Genomic DNA, 24,946 nt, shown 5'->3' on the forward strand with positions numbered 1-24,946 from the left:
TTTCCAAAACAAATAAAGCATTGTTGCTTAATTCTCCAGTCAGCCTAGGACATTAATTCTCTAATCCGGGAACAAGCCTCAATCTTTGCGGACTTTTCCCATCAATCCGCTGAAGGACTCCTCTAGCCTCCAAATCAAGCTTGACCGCTGTACAATACCAGGACGGCGAGCCCTGAAATTCAGGAGGAAGATACTGGGGGGATCTCCTCCATCAACTCTTTGAACGTGACCATCCTGTGTTCCTGAAGAACCGTTAAAATTGCTTGTTTGACGGTCTCATATTTCTCCAATCCGATGACGGCCCCCTTCTTGGCCGTATCGGGGTTGAGAAGCTGGATCTTTTCTCCCATTCCGTCACTCCAGTCTCATTCCGCTGATTTTTTATAGCCCTTCTATATGAAAAAATTAGTCTTGGCATGGATATTTATATATGAGGAAGCGCTCGTTTTCGTTTCTTTCATACAATCCGGGTACCGGAACCTCTTTTTCCAGACTGAACGGCGTATTTTCATCCAGAAAGTGAATATAATCCGCAGTCGGGTAATAGAGGATCAGGTCTGCCCTCCGGGGATTTTTCTCCACAGAGAGCAAAATGCGATGAACCACCTTCATGAAAATCTGGACAGAAAAAGGATTGAAGAAATAAAAGCGGTTCTCTCCCGGCCTGATGTCATACTGCTCGGCAGCCATCCGCGAAAAATGGATAGCGCCTGTACGCTGTTTTGTTTTCCGCATATAGGCGGCCTGATTTTCCAGCGCCTCCTGATAAAGCTGCCCGTTAAACTCAATTCCCGTTCCGCTGATGCCGAAGCGATGATGCAAGTAAAAAAGGAGCCGGCCTTTCCCGCAGCCAAAATCAACAGCCTCGTCACTTTTTTCTATTTCATATTCATTAAAAAGAGCATCCAGCGCTTCATAGGGCGTTGCCTCATAACGGTTGTAATGGGCGAGCTGGAGCGGGAATTCCTTCGTGCCCGCCGTTTGAATATGAAGCAGCCGGTCATACTCACTCTCTGTCATTGTTCATTCTCCCTAAACAGACGTAAAAATTCTCCGTATCCCTCTTCAATCAAGTCTTTTTTCGGGATAAACCGGAGTGCGGCGGAGTTGATGCAATACCGGGCCCTATCAGGTCCCGGGCCGTCGTCAAAAACATGGCCGAGGTGGGCATCGGATGTTTTCGTCCTTACCTCAATTCTCCTCATCCCCAGCGACGTATCAAAACGCTCTGTCAGCTCTGTCCGCCGCAGCGGTTTTGTAAAGCTGGGCCAGCCGCAGCCTGCGTCGTATTGGTCTGTTGAGCTGAAGAGCGGCTCACCGGATATAATGTCCACATAAATGCCTTCTTCTTTATTATCCCAGTACTCATTCTGGAAAGGGGGCTCTGTCGCATTCTGTTTCGTCACTTCATATTGGAGAGGTGTCAAATCCCTGCGCAGCTCCTCATCGCTTTTCTGCTTTTTCCAGTGCTCACGGATAAAACCGGCCCGGCCGGAGCCTTCCCGGTACATCTGGTAATGGAACGGGTTCTTTTTATAATAGTCCTGGTGCTTTTCTTCCGCTTCATAAAACGGCCCTGCGGGAAGGATCTCAGTCGCAATCGGCTTTTTGAAGCGGCCGCTTGAAGCTAATTCCGTCTTCGATGCTTCGGCAAGGCGCCTTTGTTCCTCGGTATGATAAAAGATTGCCGTCCGGTATGAAGACCCCCGGTCGCCGAACTGGCCGCCGGCATCTGTCGGGTCAATTTGCTGCCAAAAGAGCGATAGCAGCTTTTCATAAGGGAAGACAATAGGGTCGTACGTGATCTGGACTGCCTCATAATGGCCGGTCGTATCCGAGCAGACTTCTTCATATGTCGGGTTTTCCGTCGCTCCGCCCGTATAGCCGGACACGACCCGTTTGATCCCCGGCTGCTCATCAAAAGGTGAGACCATGCACCAGAAACAACCTCCGGCAAACGTTGCCAACTGTAATTTCTCATCAGCCATACCTATCATCCTCCTCTTTTTTTATACCATACCATTCTGCTCGGAAAACCTCACCTGCGGTGAACTGGTCCGCCTCTCCATCGCGGGGTCAGATTCCAAGGAGAATTTTGAGTTGATCGTCGGTGATCTCTCCCGGATTGAGGAGCTGCTCGGTCATCGATTTTTTTTGAGATTGTAGTTCGTTGATTTTTTCTTCAATCGTGCCGCGGGCGATCAGTTTGATCACTTGGACGGTGTTCGTCTGGCCGATCCGGTAGGCGCGGTCTGCCGCCTGCTCTTCAACCGCCGGATTCCACCACAGGTCGTACAGGACAACGGTATCCGCCCCTGTCAGGTTCAGTCCCGTTCCGCCCGCTTTCAGGGAAATCAGGAATACATCGCGCTCGCCGCTGTTGAAACGGTCACAGATGGCGATCCGCTCCTCGGCCGGCGTCCCCCCGTCCAGGTAGAAGAAAGGAATGCCCTGTTCCGCCATCTCGCGGCCGATCAATTCCAGCATCTTCGTAAACTGTGAAAAAACGAGTATTCTTCTGCCTGAAAGTCTCGCTTCTTTCAGCAGCTGTTTCAGCTGCTCGAACTTGGCCGAGCCGCCCTTATACCCATCCACAAATAGAGCAGGATGGCAGCAGATTTGGCGCAGTCGCGTAATCCCTGCCAAAATCCGGATTTTGTTTTTTCGCCATGTATCTTTGTCCAAATGCTTGAAGGCATCATGGCGCAGCTTCGCTAAATAAGCCGTGTACAGCTTTTTCTGCTCCGGCAGCATGTCTGCGGTCTCTATCGACTCGATTTTCTCAGGCAGCTCCGGCAGAATATCCTTTTTCATTCTTCGCAGCAAAAAAGGCCGTATTCTTTCGGTCACCTCTTTCCGCGTCAGGTTGCTATATGCCTTCAGGTTGGAAAAAAGCTCAGGAAACACGATATGGAAGATGGACCATAGCTCCTCAGGTGCATTTTCAATCGGGGTTCCCGTCAGGGCGAACCGATGCTCCGCATTGATTTTCCGCACGGCCCGCCACGTTCTTGTTACAGGATTTTTGAACGCATGGGCTTCATCGAAAAAGACGGTATGGAACGACTGCTTTTCATACCACTCTATGTCTGCCCGCAATAATGGATAAGAGGTGATGACCACGTCTCCCTCCATTAGCGCATCCCTTTTCCCTATCCTTGCCTCCCGGCTTCCGTCCAAGACAGCTGCTTTCACTTCGGGTGCGAATTTACCGAACTCTGCGAGCCAATTGTAGGTCAGAGAAGACGGGCAGACGACGAGCATCGGCAAACTTTTCCCGCGGGCCGCTGGAAGTTCCGAGACGATATAAGCGATACTTTGCAGTGTTTTTCCCAGTCCCATATCATCGGCCAGAATACCCCCGAACCCGAGAGCCGCCAGCGCCTTCACCCATCTATAACCGGCTGCCTGATAATCACGCATCACTGCTTTAAGCGAAGGAGGAACTTCCTCCCTGACCTTTTTCCGCTCCATCCTTTCACTCATCAGCTGCTGCATCGCACCCGCAAATTCGATCGTACTGCCGCTCCCCGCTTTGTCGAGCAGCCGAAGCCCGCTCGCCAGAGGAAGCAACACTCCATTGCCCAAATCGGCATTTTCATTCGGCAAGGCTTGCAGGAACTGCTGAATTTCGCGAAACTCCCTCGTCTCAAGCGACAGCAGGGAACCGTTCCGCAGCCGGTAATATTTCCTCTTTTCTTCTAAAGCGTGCAAGACATCGCGGATCTGCTTTTCCGGTATATCGTCCATCTCGAATTTAAATTCGAGCCAGTTCGTCCGCTCCCGCTTCGCCTTTATCGATATTTTCGGCGGAACAGCGGTTTTGACGACCCGGCTCCGGACAGCGGAGGTCGCATAAACTCGGACCATCTTTTCAAGCTGCGGGACAAGATAATGGAGGAATTCATATTCAAGCTCCTCATGATGCAAAAAATAACCGCTATCCGTTTTTGTAAAAGATCCTTTCTCCATCAGCGCCAGTATTTCTTCTTCCTTATCCCGGTCGCGCACAGCAAGGGCAGCCCCTCTCGTCATCTTATCCTCGACCGGATTGATGACAAGACGGCCGTAATGGAACTCAAGACTTGCAAGAAGACGATCCTTCACCCGGTCCAAGTAAAGCTTGGCGATAAGCGGTTCCTTCACAAACTGGTCAGTTACAGACTTTGATACTTTCACCTCGCCGAGTCTGCGCAGCTGAGGGATGACACTTTGCAAAAAGATCGGGCCCTTCTCGATGCTGATTGGAATCCTTCCTGTCCCAGAGACGAACAGCAGCCTTTTCAGCTCTGCCAGCCGCCGGCAGTCGCTTTTTTCCAACTGCCAAACCTTCCCGCTGATGACAACGACTCCATACCGCTCCATGATCCTCGCACCATCCAGCCCGGCGGCTTCCAGAACGTATCCAGCGTCTTCCAGGCTGTATTGAAAGCGGAGAAGCGGGAGTTCTTCAGAAAGGTCCAGCGGCATTGCGGTTTCATCCGCCCCCCATGTTACCGTCACTGCCGGGGCGGCGAGCAGGAGAGGGAACAGCCGGTCCCATACAGAAGGGGGAATCGGCAGCTGCCTCTCCTGCCCGTAATCGGTTTTCAGCATTTCTCCATCTTCGGCAATCCCTATCAGCTTTTCGATGACTCTATCCTCAGCCTCTTGGAAATAATGGAGTGCCGGATCATATGAGAACTCTGCGGAGAGCGGATAAGCGTCTCCCTCTTTTACAGCCATCAAGAAACTGCAGATTTGTTCCACCCGGGACGGACCGATCTTAAGAGCGATGGAAAACTGTTCACCGGCTCCCTTCAGTTCGAACTCAACATGAAGTCTTTGCCGGTCCTCAAAGTGGAGCTGCTCCCGGCTTGACCGACTCTGATCCCTTTGGAACAAGTTCAGCAAATCAGCAGCGAGACGATCCTCTTTCATCTCCTCACGACGTTCCTTGGAAAGCGCAATAAGGACGGCCGCGATATGCTGGCAGTCATGTTTGACAGAAGCAAGCTTCGGGCAGCTGCAGGAAGTGAAGATATCGCCTTTTTCATCTATCCGGACGGCCACTTCAAAATCCTCAGCCCCTTCTACCGTTGCCCGCCAAAAGCCGGGATCAGAAGAATGCCATTTCACTTTCCCCGCACGATAAAAAGAATCCCCTCTTTTGAAGGAGACCTGGCCGCACCTGTCAATTATCGATTTATTGTTCAGTTTCTCTTGCATCCTGCTTCCCCCTCACTCAGAAGCGTGTTTAGTTACCATCTTTTCTGTAGAGTTCACGGCTTTTATATCCCGCCCGCAAAATGTCCTTCATCTCGCTGCGGCGCTTTTCTCTCGTCGCCTCCTGCTTCGCGCTGTATACATGGCGTGCCCAATCTTTTTGGTAGCCCGGCGTCAAGGAACGGTAAAACGAAAGCAACTCCGGCTCATCTTCCAAGTCCTTCTCGATATCGGCAATCTTTGTCTCATAGTCGCCTACCCGCTGGCTTGCCTTAGCTGCCTTCTTTGCTTTCCGCGGCTCATGCTTCAGACCGACAACCGTAAAAATATCGTCCAGTCCGACCATTCTGGCAAATTTCACGTCACTGTTGCCGATATAGCCGTCAGCATCCGCCCTCAGTCCGGCAAATAATTCATCGCGATGGATGAAGCCGGGATACACTTTATTGCCCTTCTTTGGATAGGCGATGTAAAGATAGCCGCCAAGAGCAAGCCGCCCATCGCCGACTACACGCCCGACCGTTTTCTGAAGCCCGTCCATATCTGTAACAAAAGCAAAGACCAGATCATATGCCGCCTCTGAAAGCTCCGTATCGAACTGCAAAAGTTCAGGGAAATAATCCATCTCTTCCGGCATATCCAAAATGGCCGCCTTCTCGTATTTTTGTAAATTGAGCTTTTCCACAATCGTCTTTGCCATCATTCAACCGCCTTCCATCGGATACTTCCCTCAATTATACCTTATTTTAAAAGTGGAATCTTGACGGTGAATACGCTGCCTTCGCCAACCTTGCTGGCCACGTCAATCGTCCCGCCATGTGACTCCGCTATCCATTTGGCGATGGAAAGGCCAAGACCGTGACCGCCAATTTTCCGTGTCCGCGCTTTATCCGCCCGGAAAAATCGTTCAAAGATGCGAGCTTGATCCTCAGGCTTAATCCCGATGCCCGTATCCCTCACCTTGATTACGAGCGCATTTCCGCTGTCTTCCAGTTCCAGCATTGCCTCACCGTCTTCTTGTGTGTATTTGATGGCATTGTCCAGCAATATATACAACAATTGAGTCAGCCTTTCTGAGTCTCCCCGGACGACCAGACGTTCAGGTGCCGCCAGAGTCAGCCGCACCTTTCTTGACGCAGCAAGGGGCTGGATGGTTTCCACCGTTTTCTCGGCAAATGAGCGGAAATCAAATACCTCGTCAAACCTCTCGGCCAGACCCGAGTCGGAACGGGCAAGTGTCAACAGATCACTGACGAGCCTGTTCATTCGCTTCACTTCAGCCTTCATATTGGACAGCAGCTTGTCAGAACGGGTCTCTTCTTTTTCCTCCAAAGTCATCTCCATAGCATTGATGGACGACAGCAGAACACTGAGCGGAGTCCGGAGCTCATGCGAAGCATCTGCAACAAATTCCCGCTGACGGTTGAAGGCGAGAAGGATCGGGGCCATCGCTTTCTTGGCCATCCGATTGCTGACAAACAATGCCAGACCCGTAAAGAGCAAAGCGAGCACAGCCAGAATCGTTACAAGCCTTTGAAAAAGCTGATGGGCAATGGTGATATCTATCCCGACATAGACCATGCCAACCCTTTCCATGCCGCTGCTAATCGGATACCCAGACATCATAATTTGCCGATCCCGGTTCTCCGGGGAATTCCGGAAGCCGTGCCGACCCTTTTTGCCTTGCATATCCATACGGGAAAAGTCGATGTGGACCTTTCTTTTTCTCGTCTGGTTCTTTTGAGGATCCCAGCCTTGGACATAGCTAAGTAAATCCGCCCTCAGGCCGCCGATCGTTTCATCTCCCAAAATAAAATTGCCCGACGAATCTGTAATATAGTAGAAAAATTGGTCCGGATCTGCAATCGAAGGTTCCTGATTTCGGAGTGACGACAGATTGCTGAGGTGATACCGAGAAAGATACGTTTCAACGGCCTCAGCCTCCTGACTCACCTTCATCAATAGATCTCGCTCTTGATCCTTGAAGATGAAAGCATACAGCAGAGAATAGACAGCGGCGATAAAGAGGACCAGGAAAATCATGATCAGCCCCGTGTATTGGAGAGTAAGCCGGTACTCTGTTTTTTTGAATACGTCTGTCTTCCTCCACTTTTTTGCGAGGGATAGCCGTTTAACGATCAAACTTATATCCCACCCCTCTGATGCTTTGAAGAAGGTCTTGCTTGCCGAATACACCTAGTTTTTTCCGGAGTAATTTTACTGTAGCATCTATGATTTTCATCGAGACATCTGCATCATAGCCCCAAATCCGGTCCATGATGACGTCCCGAGGAAGCACCTGTCCTTTGTTTTGCACAAGTAAATTGAGGAGCTGGAACTCCCGGGGACTTAGCTGCACCTCCTTGTCTCCTTGGCAGACGGACTGGCTCGTCCTGTTCATCGTCAGCCCGTGAAACGTAAGGGTATCCTCTAGAATCGGAGCATAGTTCCTGCGCATAAGTGCCCGGATCCGTGCGAGCAGTTCGTCGATTTCAAACGGTTTGATCAAATAATCATCTGCTCCAGCATCCAAACCTTCGATCCGGTCTTGGACAGCATCCTTCGCTGTCAGCATAAGGATTGCACCAGAATAACCATTCTTGCGCAAATTTCGGCAGACTGAAACTCCGTCCCCTGCCGGCAGCATCCAATCGAGAATCAGCACTTCATAATGTGAAGCAGAGGCATAATCAAACGCATCTTCGCCCGTCGTCACCCAATCGACCGTGTACGGGCCTTTCTTTTTCAGCATAAACTCGACCAATTCGCCCAGCTGCTCATCGTCTTCAGCCAAAAGTACATTCATCCGATCCCCTCCAGTCAACCCGTAGTTGAATTATATAACAACCGGAAATCTCCCGCGAAAAAACGATTTGAAAAAGGGACGGTGCTCTGTCCGTCCCTCTCCTTATCAGTTGAATTTCCCGAATGGAAGGTGGTCTACTCCTAAATCCTTCAGCTCGGTTTCAGCTTCATCGAGTAGCGCCTGTGCTTTTTCCTTTGTTGCATCGCCCACACCGGCGAACAGATCGCCCCGGCCATGGCCCTTGCCTTCAGGGAGCGTCACACCCAGCGCTTTCAGCTGTGTCTTCGCTTCTTCTCTCGTAATTGTGCCGGCTTTCTCCTTCTCCATAATTGCCTGCGCCTTCTCTTTTGTGGCGTCATCCAGATTGGCAAAGAGGTCGCCGCGGTCATGGCCTTTGCCTTCAGGGAGCGTCACACCCAGTGCTTTCAGCTGCGTCTTTGCTTCTTCTCTCGTGATCGTACCAGCTTTCTCCTTCTCCATAATTGCCTGCGCTTTTTCTTTTGTGGCGTCATCCAGATTGGCAAATAAATCGCCGCGGCCGCCTTCCCGCTCCGGAAGCGTGATGCCCAATGCGGACAATTTTGTTTTTAGTTGGTCCATGATTTCCTGCGCCTTCTGCTTTGTCTCCGTGCTCAGAGAAGCTTTTCCTTTTTCTCCTTGCTGAAAGGCTGCAGCGGCTGTATTTCCGCTCGTCGGCGTGGCCGCAAATGCAGGAATTCCTGCAGCCCCTAAGGCTCCAAGAGACAATGCTCCTGTCAGTACATATCCGGCTAATCTGCTATTCTTCTTCATATTTGAATCCTCCTAGTAAACGAATTTGTCTTGCACCTTCTACAATACTGATCGAAAGTGAAAAAACGGTGAAAAGGAAAAGCCGGCGTCCCTTCCATCGTTCGGCGGAGGACAGACTCCAAATTCCTCTGGCACATGGAAGTTTTCTGGTTTATGATGTGGAAAAGATATGATTATGCACGTTAGGCGGGAACAAGATGTGGGATTTATTTTTAACAATGATTGAAAGACTCGGGATTATTGTCACGATTGCTTTTGTACTGACACGCTTTCCATTTTTCCGTGAGATGGTGTATCAGGGGCAGCTCCACCGCCGCCAAAGGATCAGCGCCATGTGTTTCTTCGGCTTCTTCGGCATCATCGGTACTTACACCGGCCTGAGCTTAAGCACGGACAGTCTCCAGTTCAAAAGCTGGTCTTCCGCCCTCTCCTCTGATGAAGCTCTCGCCAACTCTCGGGTAATTGGGGTTGTGCTCGCCGGCCTGCTCGGCGGATACCGTGTCGGAATCGGAGCCGGCATCATCGCCGGTCTCCATCGGTTCACACTGGGCGGCTTCACCGGCATCGCCTGTGGGGCTTCCTCCATGATTGCGGGCGTCCTGTCCGGGGCTTTCCACAAACGGCAAGGCCAGATTAACTTGCCTTCCGCCTTTCTCGTCGGTTCCCTTGCAGAGACGGTCCAAATGCTTGTCATCCTGCTCATCTCCCGCCCGTTTGAAAAGGCATCCGCGCTTGTCGAAATCATCGGCCTCCCGATGATTCTTGCAAATGGAACCGGCTGCGCACTGTTCCTCCTAGTCATCAAAAGCGTCATTAACGAGGAGGAAAAGGCAGGTGCGCTCCAAGCACAGAAAACATTGCGAATCGCCGATCAGACACTTGCCTATTTGCGCGGCGGACTGACGGAAAAGTCCGCAGAAGCGGTCTGCGCAATCATCCTGAAGGAAATCAAAGCAAGTGCCGTCTCCATCACGAACAAAAGTGAAATTTTGGCGCATGTCGGACTCGGGTCGGATCATCACCGGCCGAACAGCCCGATTCAAACCCAGGTGACAGCGGAGGTTCTCAAAGAAGGGAAAATAATTGTCGCTTCCCGGCACTCCATCCATTGCCGGGAAGAAGGATGCCCGCTCGGCGCAGTGGTGATCGCCCCGCTCAAACAGAGGGGGAAGACGATTGGTACGTTGAAATTTTACTTCCGCAGCGAAAAGGAGATTTCCAATGTCGTGATGGAGCTGATTACAGGTCTTAGCGTCATGATCAGCAATGAATTGGAAATCGCAGCTGCCGACCAGGCCCTTCAGCTGGCAAAGGAGGCGGAGATTAAGGCCCTGCAGGCACAGATCAGCCCACATTTCCTTTTTAATTCGCTAAATACCATCATTTCGCTTGTCAGGATTGATCCGGCGAAGGCCCGTAAGCTGCTTGTTTCTCTCTCACACTATTTACGGCAAAACTTGTCCGTTACGACACATTGCGTTACTGCCCTTGAGACGGAATTGAAGCATGTGAAAGCATACCTAGCCATCGAAGAGGCAAGATTTGTCGAGAGGCTGGAAGTCATTTACGATATAGATGAACAAGCGCTTTTAAAAAAAATCCCGCCCCTTACCTTGCAGCCGATCGTTGAAAATGCAATAAAACATGGTTTTCAAAACAAGGATACCCAATGCACCGTGACGATTTCGATCCAAAGACGCGACCGGTCGACCGTCATCAAGGTGGTTGATAATGGACAAGGGATGCCGCAGGAGCAGGCAGAACAGCTTGGCAGTGAGCTGTTTGATTCACAAGAAGGCGGCGGACTTGCCATCTATAATGTGAACCGCCGGCTGACGATGATGTTCGGTGAAGTGGCGGCCATAAGGATAAAAAGCAGACCGGACGAAGGGACAGAAGTGGTCTTCGTCCTTCCCGACGAGAAGGAGACGATATAGTTGGAGCAAACCATCCGAGCGTTGATTGTTGACGATGAATTGTATAGCCGCGATGAGCTGAAGCATCTGTTGAAACCATTCCCGGCTATTCAAATTGTCGGGGAGGCAGACACCGGCGAGGCGGCCGTCATGAAAGCCTTACAGCTTCAGCCTGATGTTGTATTTCTGGATGTGGAGATGCCGAAAATGAATGGCATGGAGGCGGCGAAGGCTCTGATGGAACTGAAAAAACCGCCGGCCGTCGTATTCGCCACCGCCTACTCCCAATTCGCTGCAGAAGCGTTTCGCTATGACGCGGTCGACTACCTGCTGAAGCCCTATGACGAGGAGCAGCTGCAAGAAACAATCGCCAGGATCGAGAAGAAGCTCAGCATCACAAAAGAGGCCGCCCCCGTACGTCCTTCGGGCAAGCTGGCCGTGGAAAGTGAAGGAGAGATTTTTTATCTCGATCCGGCCGAAATCCGCTATATTTTCAGAGATGATAAAGTAACGAAGATTATGGCCAGATCCAGGGAGTATGAAGTGAAGACCCCCCTCAAGGAACTGGAAAACAAGCTCCAGCGGTTTCACTTTTTCCGCATCCATAAAAGCTATCTTGTCAACTTGCATTATATTTCAAGAATGACACCTTGGTTTAACGGCGCCTATCACCTTAAGCTCGAGGACGTGGAGGAGATGCTGCCGGTCAGCCGAAATTATGTAAAAGAACTGAGAGCGCGCCTCGAACTTTAACGTGCATCTTAATCGTCGATTTGAACATGTCAGCATGGGATTTTCGCCTTTTGGACGAATTCCCCTCTTCCTTCCCTCTCTTACTTTATAATCATTGTAAACGCATTCATTATCTGTGAGGGGGAATACTATGTATACATTTCTAGCTGGAATTGTACTCTTAATTGTCGGTTATTTTACGTACGGAAAATTTATCGAGAAAATTTTTGGGGTACGGGAAGAGCGTGCGACCCCTGCCTATGTCAACAAGGACGGTATCGACTATGTGCCGATGAGCACTCCGAAAAACTCCTTGATTCAGCTCTTGAATATCGCAGGGACCGGTCCTATTTTCGGGCCGATCATGGGGGCGCTTTATGGGCCCGTCGCCTTTATTTGGATTGTCGTCGGCTCAATTTTTGCCGGAGCTGTCCATGACTATTTGACTGGTATGATTTCGATTCGCAACCGTGGAGCTCACTTACCGGAATTAGCAAGTAAATTCCTCGGCAAGGTCATGAGACATGTGGTTAATGCCTTTGCCGTGCTGCTGCTGCTTTTGGTTGGAACCGTTTTTGTTTCCACACCGGCAAGTCTTCTGCATGTGCTGATGAACGGAAAAATTGCTCTGGGCATTATTGTTGCCGCCATTTTCATTTATTATATTTTAGCTACACTATTGCCCGTTGATAAAATCATCGGCCGCCTCTATCCTTACTTCGGCGCCTTGCTTATCATCAGCGCGGTCGGCGTTGGAGTGGGCATCATTGTAACCGGCGCACCGATTCCTGAATTGTCCTTAAAGAATTTCCATCCTGACAACGCACCGGTCTTCCCGCTGCTGTTCTTTACCATCACATGTGGGGCACTTTCAGGATTCCACGCTACACAGACGCCAATCATTTCCCGGACAACTCAAAAAGAGAGCCAAGGCCGGAAAATTTTCTACGGAATGATGATTGCAGAAGGCATTATCGCCATGATTTGGGCTGCAGCCGCAATGAGCCTGTTTGACGGGTATGGCGGCTTGAACGAAGTATTAGCCGCCGGCGGGCCGGGCGCTGTCGTCAGCCAAGTATCGACTTCCATGCTCGGTGCAATTGGCGGAACACTTGCCGTGCTGGGCGTCGTCGTTTTGCCGATCACTTCCGGAGACACGGCGTTCCGAAGTGCAAGGATGATCATTGCCGAATATTTGAATATCGCACAGAAGAAGTTCTCCAGCCGCCTCTGGATTGCAGGGCCGTTGTTCATCATTTCCGTCCTGCTGACGCAGATTGACTTTAATATTCTTTGGCGGTACTTCAGCTGGGCAAACCAGGCGACCGCCGTTATCGCACTGTTTGTCGGAGCTATGTACTTGTATATTGCCAAGAAAAATTATTGGGTATCGCTTGTTCCCGGTACCTTCATGCTTGTCATGGTGATTACCTACATTTTGAACGCTCAAATCGGATTCGGACTCCCGATGACCGCATCCTGGATTGGCAGCTTCATCGGCACCGCCGTCCTGCTCTTCCTTTTCTTCCGTGCAGCCCGGAAAGCGCGAGAAAACGAACTGCCCCTTGAAGAGGACATCTCTGGATGGACCGATGTCGCCTAATTTATTTTGACCTGGTCCCCGCTGCATTGTTATTGCAGCGGGGACCAGGCTTTTTTTCTGAACTTTTATGTAATAGATTGTTCATTTGTTGTTAATGTTGCTAGGATAGGATGATAGAGTAAAAATTTTTGGAGCCATGTTTTTTGAACTGCATGAACTCGGAATAGCGTCCGGAAATAGGCTGTATAAGATAACAGGAAGAAAATCTGCAACATAATTGATATTCAGGGCTAGGAGATGAATCCTTGTATGGCAGATGCAGGTAACAAGAAAAGGAAGGGTTTCGGTTTTTATATTCTCTTGATCGGCGTCTTCATGGCTGCGCTCGACAACGGAATCATCAGTGCGGCGTTGACGACGATCAATACATCCTTTGACGTGTCAACGAAGCTCGGTTCCTGGGGAATCACTCTTTACACCTTAGGACTCGCCGTCACCACTCCGATTGTCGGGAAACTCGCAGACAGATACGGACGCAAAAAGTTATTTATCATCGAAATTATCATCTTTACCATTGGTTCTCTTGGCGTCGCTTTCAGCCCGAACTTCACCTTTTTCCTTGCTTCCCGCTTATTCCAATCTCTAGGCGGCGGCGGAATCTTCATTATTGCCAGCTCGCATGTGCTGAGCACTTTCTCTAAAGATCGGCAAGGCAGCATGCTCGGCCTGCTTGGGGCCATGAACGGGATTGCATCGGTTCTCGGCCCGAACATTGGCAGCTTTTTGATCGACCTGACAGGCAATTGGCATTGGTTGTTCTTGATTAATATCCCGATTGGAATTCTTCTTGTCGTAGCGGGGATCTTCTTTCTGCATGAGACAAAGGAAGCAGCCATGTCGAAGATTGATCTTCTTGGGATTTCTCTATTGTCATTCAGCATTCTGAGTATCATGTTCGCTGTTAACAATCTGGAGACCGGCGGGCGGTTGCTCAATAGCGCCCTAGATCGGAGCGTCCTTGGGCTGCTCATCCTGGCTGTCATCGTATTTGCCGCATTAATTTTTGTGGAAAAACGCAATGAAGCAAAAGGGATCGACCCGATCCTGCCCTATAGCTTAATCAAGAAGCCGACATTTTCCATGACGCTCATCATGGGCCTTCTGTCCGGAACATTGATTGGTGCCGTCATTTTCATCCCGTCATTTGTCGAGCAAATCCTTGGGATCCCTGCGGCTAAATCAGGCTATTGGATGACGCCGCTCGCACTCGCATCTGGCATTGGCGCCGGCGGCGGCGGTTACTTCGTCGATAAAAAGGGACCTGTCAAAACGCTTGTACTGTCTGGTATCATTTCACTGATCGGCTTTGGCGGACTCGGTTATTTTGCCGATACAAAACTGACATTCATTGTTTTTTCCGTTCTTGCCGGTGTCGGTTTCGGCTTTGTCCTTGGTGCGCCACTGACTGTTCTCACATCCAATGCTGCAGGACGTCAAAAGGGATCGGCTATCGGCACGCTGTCCGTGGCCCGGCAAGTAGGACTCACCATCTCGCCGACCATTTATGCGACCTTTATCCAAAACGGTTTCAGCAAAATTGGCAGTTTCATACCGGAGAAACTGAAGGAGCACGGCATCAATCCTGCCGAGATGCCAAAGGATGCCATGATGCAGCTCGGTAACGGCAGCGCCACAGCGAACCTGCAGGAACAGATTGATAAAATCCCTGTTCCGGAAGTTCGTGCCGCCTTGGGAGAAGCGTTCCGCGAAGCGGCCCATGCAGCCTATGAACCGATTTATCTTTTCACCGCCGTCATGGCCATCCTGATCAGCGTAATTGCCATCTCCTTCCGCAAGCAATTCCAGCGGGATGAAGAGCTGTCGGATGAAAATGAAATGTCATCCGCAAAATAATAGAGGAAAACGGCCTTCTTTGTCTAAAGGGATTAAAGAAGGTCTTTTTTTAGGCAAGTTGCATACTAGCAACCAGAGGAACCATTTTGCCTGACACTTTGTCCATTGCGGACAGGAATTTGTCTCGATATAGTTAATGAAAACGTTTACACAAAAGGAGGATGACCATTTGTTCAATTTGCCGGCGGAAACATTCTGGTGGATTGTCCCTTGGCCTATTATCTGGGTCTGTCTCGGAGTGATCATGTATTTCAAGCTGAAAAAGGAAGATGATAGGGAAGAAGATGACCAAGTTGAATAAGGAGGGGGTTCTTAGATGAATTTAGATGCCATTATCTTTGTTCTTTACATACTGACATTGCTCGGGATCGGGCTCTGGTTCTCCCGCCGGTCCTCCCAGTCCACGGAGCAATATTTGCTCGGAGGGCGATCTCTCGGGCCTGCCGTGACGGCGATGACGATGCAGACGACGGCAATGAGCGGCTATATGTTCATGGGGGCGCCGGCGCTTGCTTTCCAATACGGCTGGTATGCGGTCTGGTACGCTATCGGTGATGCTGGCGGATCGATCATCAATCTCTCGGTTCTTGGCAAGAGAATGCGGCGGATGTCCGAGCTGCTTGGCGCCCTCTCCCCGATCGAGTATTTGGAGAAACGGTTTGAAAGTGCCAGCGTCCGTGTTGTCGGTTCGGTCATTTCGATTGTCTTCCTCTTCGCCTATGTCTGCGCCCAATTTATCGCAGCCGGCAAGGCGATGGCGACACTGACCGGGTTCTCTTATGAGCTTTCCCTTATCATCGGCATCAGCGTTATCATCATTTACACAGTCGCCGGAGGGTATTTGGCCGTTGCTTATACCTCGTTCGTCCAAGGCATCATCATGGTGCTCGGTGTTGCCGGAATCGGCTTTCTGGCGCTCTTCCGCGTCGGCGGTCTCAGCGGGCTGAATGCATCCCTGGCAAAGCTTGATCCCACCTATTTAAGCATTTGGGGGAAAGGGCTGGCCTTTTACGGACAGTGGGGTGTTGTGCTCGGCGCCATTCTGATTTTCTCTATCGGATATATGGGCCTCCCTCACGTCGTTGTCCGCCATATGTCGATGAAGAGTACAAAAACAGTAAAAGGCGCCATCATGGTGAGTGCCATCTGGAACCAGTTCTTTATTTTTATCCCGTACATTTTAGGAATGGCGACCATCATCCTCCTTCCGAACATCAGCGATCCTGAACTCGCCATCACAGAGCTGGCCTATACATTATTCCCGGGGATTTTTGCGGCACTGCTCTTATCCGCTGTGATGTCGGCAGTAATGTCCACCGCCGATTCCTTGCTGATGCAGGCCGGAACGATCCTCTCCCGCGACGTTTATCAGCGTTTCATCAATCGCAATGCGTCCCAGAAAACGACCGTGCTTGTTTCCCGTCTCTGCATCTTCGCAGGCGGTATTGTCGGGATCATTGTGGCGATTTATGAGCCCCCGACCGTTGTCGGTCTTGTCGTATTTGCCTTCGGAACATTGGGGAACAGCTTTCTCGTTCCATATGTTGCCTCCGTTTACTCGAAAAAGGCGACAAGTCTCGGCTGCCTGCTCGCCATGATCGGCGGTGCCGTTACAAACATCACCTGGACATCACTGGAACTTGATGCAACGACCGGTCTTCATCCGTTCCTCGCAGGATTGCTTGTTTCGATTTTTGGGATGGTGATCGGCAGCTTCATCGGAAAGAAACCGACTGCACCGATCATCGAGATCTTTGAAAAGTCGAAAGGCAGCAGGAACTACTCCAAGAAGTTTGATAAAAACATTGCCAGAAACCTGGCTCCGGAAGCGAAAAACATTTCGGAGTTCCTCGCGAAAAAACCAGAGGAGGCCGTACTGAAATGAGTGGAATGATAATGCAAAGGCCACTGTTTTCAAAGGATGAAGTGTTAGCCGGCTTAAGGCAAATGGACATAACAAAGGAAGCAAAGATCGAACAGATGCTTTTGTATCCCTATTATTTTTTTGAATTCAAAATCCAGGCCGCGAGCCTGCTGAAGCTAAATGGAAGAATGGCCTGCACGATCGATGCGGTAAGCGGACAGGGCGCAGTGGTCGATGTCCAGCCCGATCCTTTCAACCAGAACAGGGGCACTGGAGAGCCGCTGCCTGTTAAGGTTGAAAGGATGGAAGCGGAAGAAGCTGCAAAACGGTTTATCAGCCAGACCCTTTCCCAAAAAGCAAAGTTCCTTACCGTCCCTTCACTTCGGCTGATCAAGCTATCACTCTTTTACCGTCCCTATTGGCTGGTCCGATTTTCAGAAGTCGAGACGGGGGAACCCCAGCAACAGGTGATTGTGGACGCTATAAGCGGCAGCTATCACCCTCTTTAGGTTAAAAAAAGGATAGCTTGGCATCTCTGCCCGGCTATCCCTTTTTCACAAATTCCGATTTTAGTTTCATCGCTCCGAACCCGTCGATTTTGCAATCGATGTTATGGTCCCCTTCAACCAGACGAATATTTTTCACCTTTGTCCCGATCTTTAAAACGGAAGAACTGCCCTTCACTTTCAAATCCTTGACGATGGTAACAGTATCTCCGTCTTGCAAATGGTTTCCGTGCGCATCCTTGACGACCAACTGATCATCATCGCTTGCAGCCTCTGTCTCCCCATTCCACTCATACGCGCACTCCGGACATACAAACATCCGGCCATCATCATATGTATATTCAGACCGGCACTCTGGACAACTCGGCACACCCATCTCCCACACCCCCATCCTGAGAAAGCAATCACTAAATAATTTGCTGCCTCCCCCTCATCCTACCATGGACTGCAAATAAACAGAAGGGCCCGTCCACGGCAAGAGGACAGGCCTGCTGAATCGCTGTTATAGTGCTTCTTTGATGACTCTTTTATAGTAGAGGACGGATAAGAAGCCGAAGATTGAGTAAAGGGCGGTATAAAGAACCATGACAATGAAAATCGGCGTCCACAATTCGCTCCCGAACAGGAACCAGCCCGATTGAACAGCAAAATAACTATGGCTCAGCCCGATAATGAGCGGGATTCCGAAGTTGAACAGCTGCTTTCGCTGAATCCCTTTCAATAAATCATTCTGTGTGTAGCCCAATTTCCGCAATATCGTATAATTTGGCCTCTCTTCCTCTCCTTCGTCCATCTGTTTAAAATAGAGAATACAACCGGACGTGATCAAGAAGGTCAGACCCAAAAATCCGACGATAAACATGGCAAGCCCCATGTTTTTCTTTTGTATTTCCGTGCTTCCCAGCCGAGTATCATTCCCGGCCCCTTCCATAAACCCTGACGCTTGAAAAAGTTCATTCGCTTTTTTCAGCATTTCTTTATTTTCAATATCGATTCCAATATATTTCGAGATCGGCTTTTGAATTGCAGGATCCGCTTCTTTTTTCACCTCATCAAAAATCTCTTGGCTGACAATGGCGATCGGTCCTCCACTGGTAAAGTAAACGGAAATAAAGTGCTTTTTCTTCATTCCTAAATAGGAAAGGGGAATATCCAGCGTTTTTCCTTTTATTTTTACTTCACCTTTATCCTTCAAGGGCATCATTTTCCCCAGAAAATCGGAATAACCGGAAAGGACAACCTCATCCTTTGATAGAGGAGACCAGCCAACGGAACTATCGCTGACAACTGCCGTTTGCATCGTATACGGATCAGCCCCGCCATCCTCTATTTTGCCTGTCATGATGTCTTTCAGGTAAAGCTGTGCCTGTACGGTTTCAATCTCTATTTCCTTGTAGCCGATTCCGTTTCTTTTTAAAATCACTTCAAACTTCTCAGCATCATCGGCTCTTTTCAAAGTGAAATCATTCGGCACATACTGTTCAGCCATTTTTTCCGCGGAGTAATAGGAGATATAGCTTAGCGACAGCAGCCCGATCGCAAGTGCAGAAACCGTTGTAATGACGGTGAGCAGCACTGCATTGGACTTCATCCGGAACATGATGGAAGACAGGGACAGCACATCATTGATGTTAAGATAGCCGCCTTTCCTTTTGCGGATCACGTTGGCTATGAACGAAACAGAGCCTTTATAGAAAAGATAGGTGCCGAGAATGACAGACGCCAGAATAAAGGCCATTGCCGCAAATAAACTGGTCATGGAGATAAAATCTCCTCCGAATAATCGGGTTGAGACATAGTAGCCCAGTGCAATGAATAAAATGCCGGCTAAGCCAATGGCCACTCCCCAGAATGACATCTTGTTAATTTTTCCTTCTGTAGACGATGTCACCCTGAACAGCGAAAGAACTGTCTGTTTTCGTATAAACAAATAATTCATTGCCATGATAAACAAGTAAATCAAAACAAATACGATGATCGTTTGCACGAATGCCTTTGTAGAAAAATGCAGTGAGGCGACTTCGTTCACCCCGGTCACCTTGAACATGATCATCATAACCAGTTTGGAAAAAGAGAAGCCGATAAAGACTCCGACAAGCATCGATCCGAAGTAGAGAAGGAAATTTTCCGCGGTCAAGATTCCGAAGATCCTGCTTTTCGTCATGCCGATCAGCTGGAAAAGGCCGATTTCCTTGCTTCTCCGCTTGATAAAGATCGTATTGGCATAAAGCAGAAAGATCGTCACGATCGCAATGAGCAAGACGGACGCTGCTCTAATTGCCGCTCCGCCTTTAATGCTGCCCTTCGCTTCATTCATAGCCGGATCGTATTGAAGGGTGACGAAAGAAAAGTAGAGCCCGACACTGAAAACAAGAGCAAATACGTAAAGAAAATAGTTTTTCAGATTCTTTTTCAAGTTGCGATAGATGAGCGTATTAATGTTCATGCTGTACCCCGCCTAACACCGCTTGCGTCTTCATGACATCCTGGAAAAATTCATTCCTTGACTGATCCCCCTTGATCAATTGTGTATAGATTTGACCGTCCTGGATAAAAATGACCCGACTGCAAAAACTTGCCGCTACAGGATCATGCGTGACCATTACGATTGTCGATTCCCGGTTTTTATTGAGCTCACTCAATTTTGTCAGCAGATCGGAAGCCGCTTTGGAATCCAATGCCCCCGTCGGTTCATCGGCGAAAATGATGTTGGGCTCGTGAATGAACGCCCGTGCTGCAGATGTCCGCTGTTTTTGCCCGCCGGATATTTCATTCGGATATTTGTCGCGCAAATCGTAAATGCCCAGTTCCTTTGCCAACGTTTGGAACATCTCTTCAGCCGCCCGTCTCGGCGTCCTCGTAATCGAGAGGGGAAGCATGATATTTTCTTTGACCGTCAGCGTGTCGAGCAAGTTATAGTCTTGAAAGATAAACCCGAGATGATTCTTGCGAAACTCTGCCAGTTGCTTTTCTTTCATGCTCGTCATTTCTTTCTCCTGTATTTTTATTGATCCGGTACTTACCCTGTCAATCGAGGACAATACGTTTAAAAGCGTTGTCTTGCCGGAACCGGATGCCCCCATGATGCCGACAAACTCCCCTTTTTTAATTACAAGGTCTATTCCCTTCAATACCTCCTGCCGATTCAATTTATTTCCGTAGCTTTTATGAAGTTTGCTTGCTTCTAATATGTTCATAGCCTCGCACTCCTTACCGTTGTTAGCTTCATTATAAAAAGCGGGCTGGCGTTTTGCCTTCGATTCAACGAACAATTGCGATATCAAAGTGACATTTCTGTCACATCAGATGTAAGAAGAATGGACATGAGACAAAATGTCACATGTCCATAACCTTTGAAAATTCATTTCTCTCAGCAAAAATCAATGCCGCCGTTGTCCCTTTTTCCAGCTTGGAGTCGATTTCAATCTCGATTCGGAGGGGGAAAGCTGCCTTCCGTGCCAGGTAAAGACCCATCCCCGTTGCCGCTTTGTCGTATCGGGTTGTGGAAGTAAATCCTTTTTCAAATATTCTCGGCATATCTTTCGGATCTATGCCCTTCCCGCTATCCCGAATTTCCAGAATGACGTTTTGTTCCTTGAATCGGCTTGAAATGATAATATCCGAACCACGGCTATATTTCACAGCATTGGATAAAAGCTGGCGGAGGATGAAAGACAGCCATTTTCCATCACTGATCACTTCGGTCACTTGCAGGTCGATTTCAAAACCGATTCCTTTTTGGATACACCACGAACGCAATGTTTTAATCTCATTGAAAATGAGGGATTCCAGGTCGACCTTTTCGATATAAAGATCATTCTCCATAAAAGCAATCCTTTTTTGGTGCAATTGCTGATCCAAGAGTATATGTATACGAAGCCATTCATACAGCAGGTCGGACTTTAATGCCCCGTCATCCATCCGCTCAATCATCAGGTGCATCGCGGTAAGCGGTGTTTTCACCTCATGAATCCACGACAGCAAATCGTCCTTCTCCTGCTCCAGTTCCGTTTGTTGATGTGCCATGTTCTGTTTCAGTTGTCTCGTTTGTTCAATAATCCGTTTTTCAATCAACTCTTCAAACGGGCTGGAAGGCTCGGTTACAGATGAAAGGTCCAGATCGTTTTGCCACTCATTTATACTTTTATAAAATGCCGTTTCTTTCCTGTAGCGGAGAATGAGAAACAAGATGAATAGGATCAACGATAAAAAGACGACATATAAAATCGGCCTTATCGGAATCGCAATGTCCAGAAAGGATAAGAAGATCAGCAAGCCAAGCCAAAAAACAAAAAATGTGATCCAGCTTCGCCTTTCCTTGAGGAAGAGCCTAAACATCGCTGCTCTCCTTTTCTAATGCAATGTACCCTTGTCCGACCTTTGTTTCAATCCACTGGCCAAGCCCGATTTCATCCAGGCGTTTACGCAGCCGATTAACATTCACCGTTAACGTGTTGTCACTGATAAATCGCTCGTCATCCCATAAGCTGTTGATCAGCTTCTCCCGCGTGACAATCTTATTTTTCTGCTCAACCAGCAGCTTTAAAATGAATGTTTCATTTTTCGTCAGCTCTACTGAACCGATCTCATTCTCCACTGTGTTTTTTTCAAAATCAACAGCGGCCCCGCACCATGTCCTGAGGTTTGGTTGTTCTGTACTGTAGTTATACACCCGGCGCAAAATTGCCTGGATCTTGGCGAGGAGCACGTCGAAATGGAACGGCTTTTGCACAAAATCATCCCCACCAAGCTGCATCGACATTACCATATCGGTCGGATGATCTCTAGAAGAGAGGAAAATAATCGGCACATTGGAATGGGCCCGGATGATCCGGCACCAATGAAAGCCGTCGTATTTTGGCAATTGAATATCGACGATGACCAAGTCCGGTTTGATCTCGGTGAATTCCTGCAGCACTTTGTCAAAGTTCTTGATCCCACGGACATCATAGGACCATGAGGACAAGCGATCCTGAAGCTCCGCGAACAATGTCTCATCATCCTCAATTAACAACAATGTAAACATCCGACCACACCCATCTTCACATTTGTACACCAAGTTTAAATCAAAAACTCATATTCCGCTACATAGGAAAAGAGGGCAGAATGCCTCTGACCCTAGCCGCCAATTCTTTGTTTAACCGATCAGTCTTGGGGAATGGTAATTGTATTGATCCAATATCTCAGAGAAGGAGGGCTGAATAATGGCAAAAATAGCTGTAGAACAACCTTTTTCTGATGTAAAGCAAGCGCTTGAGGAAAAAGGCTATGAAGTGAAAATGTTTGAAAGTGATGAAAAGGTGCAAGGGTATGATGTAGGAGTCGTGCGTGCTTTGGGCGATTCGAACGTCGATCAGTTCGACTTCCCTGTCGTTAGCATGGAAGGAAACTCCATTAATGACGTGCTGCAGGCTGTAGAGCAGCGCTTGAACCGATAACAAACGGAAGACCGGCTCCCTGTGTGGAGACCGGTCTTTTTTCTTATTTTATCTCGATGCTTTGGACGATTTTTTCGGCTAAGAGGTGGGTTTGGAGATCTTGCTCTTTCACATTTTGCCCGCGTTCGCCCGTCTGCACAGCTTCCAGGAATGCCGCAACCACATCATAGAAGCCTCTTTTTTTCAACGTCGGTTCCCAATCGTCGCTTCCATAAAGGAGAATATTTTTATCGGCATGTGAGCGGGTTTCATTAACATTGAGCACAGTCCGGGTCTCACCTTCACTCATCACTTCCACTTTTTCCTCTGTTGTACCGGCTTCTCGGTTCATAATCCCGATTGCCGTTCCTTCCGCTGCTTCAAGCTGGAGGACCACATGATGAAGCTTTCCATCTTGTTGATGACCGCGGATCCGGACATCCTCAATCGCATAAGGGAATAAGGTAAGCAAAGTATCAATCACGTGAATAAAATCATCGAAAACAAACGTCCGTGCATCACCCGCCTGATGGCCGCGGTTTTTCTGCATAACAATCATGTTCGGACGCTCGACCTCTTTCAGTTTTTTATATGGCAGGGCATATCTCCGATTGAAGCCGGCCATCAGGATCAAGTTTTTCTCTTCCGCTTTCTCCAAAAGCCGGCGTGAGGATGCGCCGTCGTATGTAATCGGCTTATCCACATATACATGAATGCCCCGATCCAAAAGCTGATCAATGATCGATTCGTGCGACTCCGTCGAGGAATGAACAAATGCAGCCTCAATCCCGCTTTCCATCCACTCCTCCATATTGCTGTATAAATGATGAAGCTTATACTTTGCCTCGATTTCCGACAAGGTCGCCTCATTTCTTGTACATACGTAAAGTTCAACCCCCGCAATCTCCGTTAACACTGGCAGATACGCCTTCTTGGCGATATCACCGATCCCAATCATTCCGACCTTCATCTAACCCCATCCTCCCTTAGAACATATACGAATTTCCATCCATCATACCCCATAATGGGCACCCGCGAAAGTAATCCCTTTTCGTTTCCTCGCCCTGTTACGTAACTGCTTAAAGCGATTCCTTTGTCACTTTTGGACAATGGCCAAGGGAATTTGTTGTATGGAGCGTACATTGTTACGGGGATGGTTCGGTTGTAAAATGAGGTGGAAGCGGTTTCAAATGTCGTTTTCCGCTTATGCCTCCTGTGTGAACACGGAATGACAATCAAATATAAGAGGAGTATGGCTATGGCACTATTAAAGGATGTTTTTATCGGCTTGTCCCAGAATCAGTTTTTAAACAGCGCTGCAAAAAAATATGGTTTAAAGCTCGGTGCTCAGAGCGTTGTGGCCGGCACGAATATTGAAGAAACGATTCAAAGCATCAAAGAGCTGAATGCTCACGGGATCTCCTGTACGGTTGATAATCTCGGAGAGTTTGTATATAAGCGGGAAGAAGCAACGGAAGCGAAGGAGCAGATCCTGGCTGTCATTGAGGCGATCCATGAAAACGGAGCCGATGCCCATATTTCTCTTAAGCCGACACAGCTCGGCCTCGACATTGATTACCGTTTTTGCTTGGAAAACCTGACGGAGATTGTTGCGAAGGCGCATCAATACGATATGTTTATCAACATCGACATGGAGGATCATGGCCATCTTCAGCCATCCTTCGACTTGCTTGAAGAACTCTCCAAGGAATACGACAATATCGGAACAGTCATCCAGGCTTATTTTTACCGAGCCGAGGATGATTTGAAAAAACATAAAGACTACCGGCTCCGGATTGTCAAAGGCGCCTACAAGGAGCCTGCGGAATATGCCTACCAGAACAAAAATGAAATCGATGCCAATTTTATCAGACTGATCGAATGGCACTTGCTGAACGGAAAATTCACGTCCATTGCCACCCATGATCACAACGTCATCGAGCATGTGAAACGATTCGTGGCAGCCCACAACATTCCGAAGGATACATTCGAATTCCAAATGCTGTACGGCTTCCGCAAGGAGATGCAGCTTGAGCTTGCCAAGCAGGGTTATAACTTCTGCACCTATGTACCGTTCGGCAAAGACTGGTATGGGTATTTCATGCGCCGCCTCGCCGAAAGGCCGCAAAACTTGAACCTTGTCGCAAAGCAGGTATTCAACAAAAAGACGAACACCGTTATCGGTGTCGCTGCCGGAGCTTTCCTGCTTGGCAGATTGACAAAGAAAAAATAGATTACGTGAGGAGAATGC

Annotated in this window: 23 protein-coding genes and 1 pseudogene; 9 read left to right on the forward strand and 15 right to left on the reverse strand. The window is 48.8% G+C overall.

Features of this window, described 5'->3' with window-relative positions:
• Nucleotides 1-52 precede the first annotated feature (52 nt).
• The 9 genes and pseudogenes from AC0TWI_RS17055 to AC0TWI_RS17095 all read right to left on the reverse strand — a co-directional run.
• Nucleotides 53-169: pseudogene (locus AC0TWI_RS17055) on the reverse strand (DUF6958 family protein); the annotation flags it as partial.
• Between the two features lie 10 nt (nt 170-179).
• The gene (locus AC0TWI_RS17060) at nt 180-350 is read right to left on the reverse strand and encodes a DUF6958 family protein (protein ID WP_488127545.1); all 171 of its coding nucleotides are present in this window, start codon (nt 348-350) and stop codon (nt 180-182) included.
• 55 nt (nt 351-405) lie between these two features.
• Entirely contained in the window at nt 406-1,020 is a 615-nt protein-coding gene (locus AC0TWI_RS17065; RefSeq protein WP_488127546.1) for a class I SAM-dependent methyltransferase, read from the reverse strand.
• Nucleotides 1,017-1,988, reverse strand: coding sequence for a peptide-methionine (S)-S-oxide reductase MsrA (gene msrA, locus AC0TWI_RS17070; RefSeq protein ID WP_488127547.1), 972 nt, complete (start codon nt 1,986-1,988; stop codon nt 1,017-1,019). The genes AC0TWI_RS17065 and msrA overlap by 4 nt, the downstream gene beginning before the upstream one ends.
• Nucleotides 1,989-2,076: 88 nt before the next feature.
• Entirely contained in the window at nt 2,077-5,208 is a 3,132-nt protein-coding gene (locus AC0TWI_RS17075) for a DEAD/DEAH box helicase (RefSeq protein WP_488127548.1), read from the reverse strand.
• A gap of 28 nt (nt 5,209-5,236) precedes the next feature.
• Nucleotides 5,237-5,905 (reverse strand): YdeI/OmpD-associated family protein, encoded by a 669-nt coding sequence (locus tag AC0TWI_RS17080; RefSeq protein ID WP_488127549.1) that lies wholly within the window; start codon nt 5,903-5,905, stop codon nt 5,237-5,239.
• Nucleotides 5,906-5,946: 41 nt separating this feature from the next.
• Nucleotides 5,947-7,347, reverse strand: a complete 1,401-nt coding sequence (locus AC0TWI_RS17085; RefSeq protein WP_488127550.1) for a sensor histidine kinase — start codon at nt 7,345-7,347, stop codon at nt 5,947-5,949.
• Nucleotides 7,337-8,011, reverse strand: coding sequence for a response regulator transcription factor (locus AC0TWI_RS17090; protein WP_488127551.1), 675 nt, complete (start codon nt 8,009-8,011; stop codon nt 7,337-7,339). The genes AC0TWI_RS17085 and AC0TWI_RS17090 overlap by 11 nt, the downstream gene beginning before the upstream one ends.
• 105 nt (nt 8,012-8,116) lie before the next feature.
• Nucleotides 8,117-8,803: a hypothetical protein gene (locus AC0TWI_RS17095; RefSeq protein WP_488127552.1), complete on the reverse strand. Its 687-nt coding sequence runs from the start codon at nt 8,801-8,803 to the stop codon at nt 8,117-8,119.
• 197 nt (nt 8,804-9,000) lie between these two features.
• Between AC0TWI_RS17095 and AC0TWI_RS17100 the strand changes: the two genes are divergently transcribed.
• The 7 genes from AC0TWI_RS17100 (at nt 9,001) to AC0TWI_RS17130 (ending at nt 17,281) form a co-directional block, all read left to right on the forward strand.
• Nucleotides 9,001-10,740, forward strand: coding sequence for a LytS/YhcK type 5TM receptor domain-containing protein (locus tag AC0TWI_RS17100; protein WP_488127553.1), 1,740 nt, complete (start codon nt 9,001-9,003; stop codon nt 10,738-10,740).
• Nucleotides 10,741-11,472 carry a LytR/AlgR family response regulator transcription factor gene (locus tag AC0TWI_RS17105; RefSeq protein ID WP_488127554.1) on the forward strand — a complete coding sequence of 244 codons (732 nt, stop codon included), beginning with the start codon at nt 10,741-10,743 and terminating at the stop codon, nt 11,470-11,472.
• 130 nt (nt 11,473-11,602) lie between these two features.
• Nucleotides 11,603-13,054 carry a carbon starvation CstA family protein gene (locus AC0TWI_RS17110; protein WP_488127555.1) on the forward strand — a complete coding sequence of 484 codons (1,452 nt, stop codon included), beginning with the start codon at nt 11,603-11,605 and terminating at the stop codon, nt 13,052-13,054.
• 249 nt (nt 13,055-13,303) lie between these two features.
• Nucleotides 13,304-14,908, forward strand: a complete 1,605-nt coding sequence (locus AC0TWI_RS17115) for an MFS transporter (protein ID WP_488127556.1) — start codon at nt 13,304-13,306, stop codon at nt 14,906-14,908.
• A 169-nt stretch (nt 14,909-15,077) separates the two neighbouring features.
• Nucleotides 15,078-15,209 carry a hypothetical protein gene (locus tag AC0TWI_RS17120; RefSeq protein ID WP_488127557.1) on the forward strand — a complete coding sequence of 44 codons (132 nt, stop codon included), beginning with the start codon at nt 15,078-15,080 and terminating at the stop codon, nt 15,207-15,209.
• Between the two features lie 15 nt (nt 15,210-15,224).
• A complete protein-coding gene (locus AC0TWI_RS17125; protein WP_488127558.1) occupies nt 15,225-16,793 on the forward strand; it encodes a sodium/proline symporter in 1,569 nt (522 codons plus the stop codon).
• A complete protein-coding gene (locus AC0TWI_RS17130; protein ID WP_488127559.1) occupies nt 16,790-17,281 on the forward strand; it encodes a hypothetical protein in 492 nt (163 codons plus the stop codon). Before AC0TWI_RS17125 ends, AC0TWI_RS17130 begins: the two co-directional genes overlap by 4 nt.
• Nucleotides 17,282-17,315: 34 nt before the next feature.
• Here AC0TWI_RS17130 and AC0TWI_RS17135 read toward each other — a convergent pair whose 3' ends face one another.
• From AC0TWI_RS17135 to AC0TWI_RS17155, 5 genes are all read right to left on the reverse strand, one after another.
• Nucleotides 17,316-17,654 (reverse strand): zinc ribbon domain-containing protein YjdM, encoded by a 339-nt coding sequence (locus AC0TWI_RS17135; protein WP_488127560.1) that lies wholly within the window; start codon nt 17,652-17,654, stop codon nt 17,316-17,318.
• Nucleotides 17,655-17,780: 126 nt separating this feature from the next.
• A complete protein-coding gene (locus AC0TWI_RS17140) occupies nt 17,781-19,724 on the reverse strand; it encodes an ABC transporter permease (protein ID WP_488127561.1) in 1,944 nt (647 codons plus the stop codon).
• On the reverse strand, nt 19,714-20,475 hold the full coding sequence (locus tag AC0TWI_RS17145) for an ABC transporter ATP-binding protein (RefSeq protein WP_488127562.1): 762 nt from the start codon (nt 20,473-20,475) through the stop codon (nt 19,714-19,716). The genes AC0TWI_RS17140 and AC0TWI_RS17145 overlap by 11 nt, the downstream gene beginning before the upstream one ends.
• A gap of 139 nt (nt 20,476-20,614) precedes the next feature.
• A complete protein-coding gene (locus tag AC0TWI_RS17150) occupies nt 20,615-21,616 on the reverse strand; it encodes a sensor histidine kinase (RefSeq protein ID WP_488127563.1) in 1,002 nt (333 codons plus the stop codon).
• Complete coding sequence (locus AC0TWI_RS17155; RefSeq protein ID WP_488127564.1) at nt 21,609-22,304, reverse strand: response regulator; 696 nt, start codon at nt 22,302-22,304, stop codon at nt 21,609-21,611. Before AC0TWI_RS17155 ends, AC0TWI_RS17150 begins: the two co-directional genes overlap by 8 nt.
• 178 nt (nt 22,305-22,482) lie before the next feature.
• On the opposite strand from AC0TWI_RS17155, the gene AC0TWI_RS17160 reads away from it, so the two are divergent.
• Entirely contained in the window at nt 22,483-22,716 is a 234-nt protein-coding gene (locus AC0TWI_RS17160; protein ID WP_488127565.1) for a YkuS family protein, read from the forward strand.
• A 43-nt stretch (nt 22,717-22,759) separates the two neighbouring features.
• Here the strand turns inward: AC0TWI_RS17160 and AC0TWI_RS17165 are convergent, their stop codons facing one another.
• On the reverse strand, nt 22,760-23,665 hold the full coding sequence (locus AC0TWI_RS17165) for a Gfo/Idh/MocA family protein (RefSeq protein WP_488127566.1): 906 nt from the start codon (nt 23,663-23,665) through the stop codon (nt 22,760-22,762).
• Between the two features lie 288 nt (nt 23,666-23,953).
• Here AC0TWI_RS17165 and AC0TWI_RS17170 point away from each other — a divergent pair, with 288 nt between their 5' ends.
• On the forward strand, nt 23,954-24,928 hold the full coding sequence (locus AC0TWI_RS17170) for a proline dehydrogenase family protein (RefSeq protein ID WP_488127567.1): 975 nt from the start codon (nt 23,954-23,956) through the stop codon (nt 24,926-24,928).
• Nucleotides 24,929-24,946 lie beyond the last annotated feature (18 nt).

It is taken from the genome of Lederbergia sp. B243.17 (assembly GCF_057657925.1).